Source organism: Planosporangium spinosum (assembly GCF_049999945.1).
GTDB classification, from domain to species: Bacteria; Actinomycetota; Actinomycetes; order Mycobacteriales; family Micromonosporaceae; genus Planosporangium; species Planosporangium spinosum.
In genome coordinates this window covers 1-1933 of sequence record NZ_JBLYUB010000066.1, presented here as the reverse complement: position 1 = coordinate 1933, position 1933 = coordinate 1, and the positions used below count along the sequence as shown (strand labels likewise).

Below are 1933 nucleotides of genomic sequence, written 5' to 3'. Positions count from 1 at the left end.
CGGTCCGCCGACGCCACCCGGCCCGGCGACAACACCCCCCGGATCATGCGTGCTACAGGGGCAGTCAGTCATACCGGGCCGAGCGACCGAGCAGTCCCCGGCTGGGGACGATCAAAAAGGTAACGGGGGGTGCGGTGCCCGGCAGAGCGAAGACCAGCGCGGACGACGCAACGACACCGACCGGCCCGGGCGGACGGACCCGGCAGCTCATCCTGGACGCCGCGCTGCGGCTGTTCCGCGAGCGTGGCTACGACAAGACCACGATGCGGGCGATCGCGGACGCCGCCGGGGTGTCGGTCGGCAACGCCTACTACTACTTCCGTTCCAAGGACCACCTGGTCCAGCAGTTCTACGCCGACATCCAGGCCGCGCACCGCGCACGGGCCGCCGACGCGCTGACCGCCACCACGCTGGCCGACCGGCTGCGCGCCACGCTGCACGCCGGGGTCGCGGTGATGGCGCCCTACCACGCGTTCGCCGGCTCGTTCGTCCGGGTCGCCATCGACCCCGGGTCCCCGTCGAGCCCGTTCAGCCCCGAGTCGCACGCGGCCCGGCAGGCCACGATCGGGCTGTTCCGGGAGGTGGTCGACGGCGCCCGGCCGGCCGTCGACCGGCACCTGCGCGACGACCTGCCGGAGCTGCTGTGGCTGGCGTACCTGGGCACGACCCTGTTCTGGGTGTACGACCGCTCACCCGACCAGGCCCGCACCCGCCAGCTCATCGACGCGGCGGCCCCGCTGGTGGCCCGGCTGGTGTGGCTGGCGCGCCTGCCGGTCATGCGGTCGGTGACCGGCGAGGTGCTCGCCCTGCTCCGGACGGTGCGGTCATGAGCGGCGCCGCCGGCGCGCACCTGGCGCCGTGGGCGCACGTGCTGGTCGGCGTGCTCGTCGCCGTCGGGATGCTGGTGGTCGTCCCGCTCGGCCTGCGCCTGGTCGACCGGGCGTGCCCGGTGTGGCTGACCCGATGGTGGTCGGCCGGGGCCGGCGCCGGCGCGGTGGCGCTGTGGCTTCCGCGCGGCTGGCCGGCCGCGGCCCTGGCCGCCGGGTACGTCACGGCGACCGGTGCGCTGCTGACCCGGATCGCCTCGGCGACCGCGATCGCGGGGCGGCTACGCCACGGCCGCCTGCCGGGCGCGCGGGACGTGGCGGTGGGCACCGCACTGGCCGCGCCGACGGTCGCCGGTACCTCCCTGGTCGCCGAGCGCGCCGGGTACCGGCTGTTCGGCTTCGACCTCGACGTGCTCGCGCTGACCGTCGCGCACTTCCACTACGCCGGCTTCGCGGCGGCGCTGGTCGCCGGGCTGGTGTGCCGGCTGGCGCCGGGCGGACGGGCCGGGTCGGCGGCGGCGCTGTCGGTGCCCGCCGGCACGGCGATCGTGTTCGCCGGGTACTTCACCGGCGACGAGGTGGAGCTGGCCGGGGCCGTGGTGCTGACCGGCGGGATGTGGCTGGTCGCCCGGTCGATCTGGCGGCAGGCCAGGCCGGCCGGCCCGGACCCGCTCACCCGTACCCTGCTCGCGGTCTGCGCGCTGGTCCTGGCCGCCACGATGCTGCTGGCGGTCGACTGGGCGCTGGGCGAGGCCACCGGCGCGGCGCACCTGCCGCTGTCGTGGATGGTGGCCACGCACGGGGTCGCCAACGCCCTCGGGTTCGCGCTGTGCGGCCTGCTCGCCTGGCGGCGGCTGCCGGTGGGACCGGTACGACCGGCTGCCGCCGCGGCGTGACGCACCCGGCAGGCGGACGCCGGCCAAGGGCCTCACGCCGGGTCGCGCCGGCCGTCGGGGTGATCACCGGCGGTGCCGGCGGCCACTAGGCCGTGTTTCATAGGCCGTTGATCGGCCGGCGTAGGTTGCGGCCGCTGGCGTGTCGGTCATCGATAGATGGCGAGGTCTCCGGTAGATGGTTCATCGACGAAGAAGACCATCAACACGGAG

Annotated in this window: 2 protein-coding genes; both read left to right on the top strand. The window is 75.4% G+C overall.

Features of this window, described 5'->3' with window-relative positions; all coding sequences use genetic code 11:
* The first annotated feature begins 134 nt into the window (after positions 1–134).
* Positions 135–830: a TetR/AcrR family transcriptional regulator gene (locus ACNTMW_RS34195; RefSeq protein WP_426638216.1), complete on the top strand. Its 696-nt coding sequence runs from the start codon at positions 135–137 to the stop codon at positions 828–830.
* Complete coding sequence (locus ACNTMW_RS34190; RefSeq protein ID WP_426638215.1) at positions 827–1723, top strand: YndJ family protein; 897 nt, start codon at positions 827–829, stop codon at positions 1721–1723. Before ACNTMW_RS34195 ends, ACNTMW_RS34190 begins: the two co-directional genes overlap by 4 nt.
* Positions 1724–1933 lie beyond the last annotated feature (210 nt).

What these genes read in the sequence shown, in the direction of transcription:
- ACNTMW_RS34190 (WP_426638215.1), top strand. Translation starts at nt 827, where the DNA reads ATGAGCGGCGCCGCCGGCGCGCACCTGGCGCCGTGGGCGCACGTGCTG.